At 72.4% G+C, this 4,822-nt stretch carries 4 protein-coding genes; all 4 read left to right on the forward strand.

Going from position 1 to position 4,822, the window contains the following annotated elements; genetic code table 11:
* Positions 1 to 56: 56 nt before the first annotated feature.
* The 4 genes from E1265_RS33660 (at position 57) to E1265_RS33675 (ending at position 4,720) form a co-directional block, all read left to right on the forward strand.
* Positions 57 to 1,277, forward strand: a complete 1,221-nt coding sequence (locus E1265_RS33660; protein WP_132934747.1) for an N-acylneuraminate cytidylyltransferase — start codon at positions 57 to 59, stop codon at positions 1,275 to 1,277.
* Positions 1,274 to 2,203, forward strand: coding sequence for an N-acetylneuraminate synthase family protein (locus E1265_RS33665; RefSeq protein WP_132934748.1), 930 nt, complete (start codon positions 1,274 to 1,276; stop codon positions 2,201 to 2,203). The genes E1265_RS33660 and E1265_RS33665 overlap by 4 nt, the downstream gene beginning before the upstream one ends.
* A gap of 97 nt (positions 2,204 to 2,300) precedes the next feature.
* Positions 2,301 to 3,371: a hypothetical protein gene (locus tag E1265_RS33670; RefSeq protein ID WP_132934749.1), complete on the forward strand. Its 1,071-nt coding sequence runs from the start codon at positions 2,301 to 2,303 to the stop codon at positions 3,369 to 3,371.
* Between the two features lie 146 nt (positions 3,372 to 3,517).
* The gene (locus tag E1265_RS33675) at positions 3,518 to 4,720 is read left to right on the forward strand and encodes an amidohydrolase (RefSeq protein ID WP_279571490.1); all 1,203 of its coding nucleotides are present in this window, start codon (positions 3,518 to 3,520) and stop codon (positions 4,718 to 4,720) included.
* Positions 4,721 to 4,822 lie beyond the last annotated feature (102 nt).

Genomic DNA, 4,822 nt, shown 5'->3' on the forward strand with positions numbered 1-4,822 from the left:
CAGCCCCCACCCCGTCCCCCGCACCGCGGTCCGACCAACGAACGAAGGCTTCTGGCATGAGCACTGTGCTGGCTGTGATCCCCGCCCGCGGGGGCTCCAAGGGCGTGCCGGGGAAGAACCTCGCCCCCGTCGGCGACGCGCCGCTGGTCACCCGCGCGGTCCGCGAGTGCCGCGCCGCCCGGCTGCTGACCGCGGTCGTGGTCTCCACCGACGACCCGGACATCGCCGCCGCCGCGCACGCCGCGGGCGCCGAGGTCATCGAGCGACCGGCCGAGATCGCCGGCGACAAGTCCACGAGCGAGGCCGCCATCCTGCACGCGATGGGCGTCTACGAGGAGCGCCACGGCGTCACCGTGGACGTCGTCCTGCTCGTCCAGTGCACCAGCCCCTTCCTCACCCGCGAGGAGGTGGACGGCGTCGCCGCCGCCATCCTGGACGGCGCCGACACCGCGCTGACCGTGGCCCCGTTCCACGGCTTCGTCTGGCGCGAGGCCGCCAGCACCGGCGGCCAGGGCGTCAACCACGACAAGTCCTACCGCCCCATGCGGCAGGACCGTCCGCAGGACCTGCTGGAGACCGGTGCCTGCTACGCGATGCGCGCCGACGGGCTGCGCACCGAGCGGCACCGCTTCTTCGGCCGCACGGAGCTGGTCCGCACCGACCCGGCCCGCGTCCTCGAGATCGACGACCCGCACGACCTGGCCAGGGCCCGCGCCCTCGCGCCGCTGCTCGACGGCGGCCAGCAGGGCCTGGCCAAGGCGGGGGCGGCCTACTCCGGCTACCCCGACTACCTGCCGACCCGCGACGACATCGACGCGGTCGTGCTCGACTTCGACGGCACCCAGACCGACGACCGGGTGCTCGTCGACTCCGAGGGACGGGAGATGGTCGCCGTGCACCGCGGCGACGGCCTGGGCATCGCCGCCCTGCGCCGGGCGGGGATCCCGCTCCTGATCCTGTCCACGGAACAGAACCCGGTCGTCGCCGCGCGGGCGCGCAAGCTGCGCATACCCGTGCTGCACGGCATCGACCGGAAGGACCTCGCCCTCAAACAGTGGTGCGAGGAGCAAGGAATCGCGCCGGAACGCGTTCTCTACGCGGGCAACGACGTCAACGACCTGCCGTGCTTCGACCTGGTGGGTTGGCCCGTCGCCGTCGCGAGCGCCCACGACGTCGTCCGGGGGGCCGCTCGCGCGGTCACCTCGGCGGCGGGCGGCGCCGGCGCGATCCGCGAGATCGCCTCGTGGATCCTCGGAAAGGAACTCAGTCCCTCATGACAACCAACAACCGACTTCGCAAGCTCGGCGACCGCGTCGTGGGCCCCGGCCGTCCCGTCTACATCACGGGCGAGATCGGCATCAACCACAACGGTGACCTGGAGAACGCCTTCGCGCTGATCGACGCGGCGGCCGAAGCCGGCTGTGACGCGGTCAAGTTCCAGAAGCGCACGCCGGAGATCTGCACCCCGCGTGACCAGTGGGACATCGAGCGGGACACCCCGTGGGGCCGGATGACCTACATCGACTACCGGCACCGGGTCGAGTTCGGCGAGGACGACTACCGCGCCATCGACGAGTACTGCCGCAAGAAGGGCATCCACTGGTTCGCCTCGCCGTGGGACACCGAGGCCGTGGACTTCCTCGAACAGTACGACGTGCCGGCGCACAAGGTGGCCTCCGCCTCCCTCACCGACGACGAGCTGCTGCGCAAGCTGCGCTCCACCGGCCGCACCATCATCCTGTCCACCGGCATGTCGACCCCGAAGCAGATCCGCCACGCGGTCGAGGTCCTGGGCAGCGAGAACATACTGCTGTGCCACGCCACCAGCACCTACCCGGCCAAGGCCGACGAGCTCAACCTGCGCGTGATCAACACGCTGCAGGCCGAGTACCCCAACGTGCCGATCGGCTACTCGGGCCACGAGACCGGCCTGCAGACCACGCTGGCGGCCGTCGCGCTCGGCGCCGTCTTCGTCGAGCGGCACATCACCCTGGACCGCGCGATGTGGGGCTCCGACCAGGCCGCCTCCGTCGAGCCGCAGGGCCTGACCCGGCTGGTCCGCGACATCCGCATCATCGAGGAGTCGCTGGGCGACGGCGTCAAGAAGGTCTACGACAGCGAGCTCGGCCCGATGAAGAAGCTGCGCCGCGTCAAGGGCGTCGTGGCCGAGGGCGGGTCCGAGCTGGAGCCGGCGTCTGTCTGAGATCCGCGCGACACTGGAACGGGTGGGGCGAGCAGGTGCCGTTACGGGACGAGCCGAGTCACGGGACTCACGGAACTTACGGGACGGAGAGAGGCGCATGACCGACCGGGGTGCCAAGGCGGGCGCCAACACGTTGGCGTTCGCCGAGAGTCCGGTGCAGTTGCTCAACATCCTCGAGTGGGCGCACATGTCGCACCGCGGCGACCTGCGCGACCTCACCGTGGTCATCCTGCCGCCGCACGACCCCACCAGCCGGGGCCAGTTGCGCCGCATGGCACAACTGGCCCGGGACGCGGGGCACCGCGTGCTGTGGCGCGAGGCGCGCGGCGGCGCCGTCGCCTCCTCGCGCTCGCTCGCCGCCCTCACCGGCCCGATGCGGCGGGCCGGGCTGCTGGTGATCGGGGACCCGTTCTCCCGCTACCTCCAGCTGCTGCTGTCCATGGCCGGCGGTCGCTGCGACATCGTCGTCGTGGACGACGGCACGGCCACCATGGAGTTCACCGCCCAGCTCGCCCGTGGCGAGCGCCTGGTGCGCTGGCACCGGCCGTCCGCGCGCGGGCCGCGGGCGTGGGCGTTCGCGCCGGTGGCGCGGCGCGCGGTGCGGCGCCTGACACCCACCGAGGGCCGCCGGGTCGAGGTGTTCACGGCCATGCCGGTCGAGCCCATCGCCGGCGTCACGGTCACCGCCAACGCCTTCGCCTGGACCCGCGCCCGCTTCCCCGAGCCGATGCTGACCGGCGGCGCCGACCTGGTGGGCACCTCGCTGGTCGAGACGGGCGTGATCCAGGAGGACCGCTACGTGGCGGGCGTGGCGGGCCTGGCCCGCGCGCACGGCGTCACCCGCTACTTCGCGCACCGCAGGGAGAGCAACGAGAAGCTGCGGCGGCTGAGCGCGGAGGCCGGCGTGGAGATCGTCCGCCCCGACCTGCCGCTCGAACTCGTCGCCAGGCGCGGCCCGATCGGCTCCACGATCCTGAGCTTCCCCTCCACCGTGGTGCACACCCTGCCGAAGGTGCTGGCCGACACCGAGGTGAAGGTCGCGGTCTGCGACATATCGGAGACCTGGTTCACCGACCGCGTCACCGAGCGGGCCAGCGGCTTCCTCTCGGCCGTCACCAACACCGCGCTCGGCACCCACGGTCTGACGTCGCTGCCGGCGCCGCAGTAGGGAATACCCAGAGGCGCCGTCGGCGAGCGAAAGAAAATACTCATACCCAGTCACACGCGGTCCTATGCGGCCACGGCGTGATTCGACTGTGTGAACTTTCCATGATCGATGCGGTGTTGACAGGGGAACGGGCGTACCCTCGTCACGTGAGTGATCTGCTGTCTCCGGAGTCCGCGCCCACCCTGGAACTCGATGACGAGCTGCGCGCCGAGCTGATCGCCTTCCGCCGGGATCTGCACATGCACCCCGAGTTGGGCAACCAGGAGGTTCGCACCACCGCCGTCGTGAAGAAGCGCCTGGAGCGCGCCGGGCTCGTCCCGCGCGTGCTGGCCAGCGGCACGGGGCTGGTGTGTGACATACGGCCGGCGGGGGACACCGGACCACTCCTCGCGCTCCGCGCCGACCTCGACGCGCTGCCGATCCCGGACACCAAGACCGTGCCGTACGCCTCCACCATCCCCGGCCGGGCCCACGCCTGCGGCCACGACGTGCACACCACGGTGGTGCTCGGCGCCGGCCTCGCGCTGGCCAGGCTCGCCGCCGATGGCCGGCTGCGCCGCGGGGTCAGGCTGCTGTTCCAGCCGGCCGAGGAGGTGCTGCCGGGCGGCGCCCAGGACGCCATCGAGAACGGTGTGCTGGACGGCGTCGCCCGCATCCTGGCCCTGCACTGCGACCCCAAGGTCGACGCCGGCCGCATCGGCGTGCGCACCGGCGCCATCACGGCCGCCTGCGACCGCATCGAGATCAGGCTGGCCGGCCCCGGCGGCCACACGGCACGCCCGCACCTCACCACCGACCTGGTCACGGCCGCCGCCCGGGTCGCCCTCGACGTCCCGGCCCTGGTCGCCCGCCGGGTGGACACCCGCGCCGGCATGGCCATCACCTGGGGCCGCCTGGAGACGGGCCACGCGCCCAACGTGATCCCCCAGGCCGCCGAGCTCTCCGGCACCATGCGCTGCCTCGACATCGAGGCCTGGCGCACCGCGCCCGACATCGTCCACGCGGCGGTCGACGAGGTCGCCTCCCTGTACCGAGCCAAGTCCGAGCTCCAGTACATCCGGGGCGTCCCGCCGGTGGTCAACGACGCGTCCTCCACCGCGCTGCTGACCGAGGCCATGACCGCCCGCTTCGGCGCGGGCGCCGTCGAGCCCACCCAGCAGAGCCTGGGCGGCGAGGACTTCTCCTGGTACCTGGAACACGTCCCGGGCGCCATGGCCCGCCTCGGCGTCCGTCCACCGAGCGGCGCGTGGGCCACGCCGCGCGACATCCACCAGGGCGACTTCGACGTCGACGAGTCGGCGATCGGCGTCGGTGTGGAACTGCTGGTCACGGCGGCGCAGCTCAGCTGAGGTCGAACCACACCGTTTTCCCGGTCGGCCGGCGCCGCACGTCGCACCCCCAGCGGTGGGCGAGGCTCCCCAACAGGTGGAGCCCCCGCCCACCCTCCCCTT

The sequence above is a fragment of the Streptomyces sp. 8K308 genome, from assembly GCF_004348315.1.
Taxonomy (GTDB): Bacteria; Actinomycetota; Actinomycetes; order Streptomycetales; family Streptomycetaceae; genus Streptomyces.

Bases quoted from the DNA above. Each gene is read 5' to 3' on its own strand.
- E1265_RS33665 (WP_132934748.1), top strand. From the start codon at position 1,274: ATGACAACCAACAACCGACTTCGCAAGCTCGGCGACCGCGTCGTGGGC.
- E1265_RS33670 (WP_132934749.1), top strand. From the start codon at position 2,301: ATGACCGACCGGGGTGCCAAGGCGGGCGCCAACACGTTGGCGTTCGCC.
- E1265_RS33660 (WP_132934747.1), top strand. From the start codon at position 57: ATGAGCACTGTGCTGGCTGTGATCCCCGCCCGCGGGGGCTCCAAGGGC.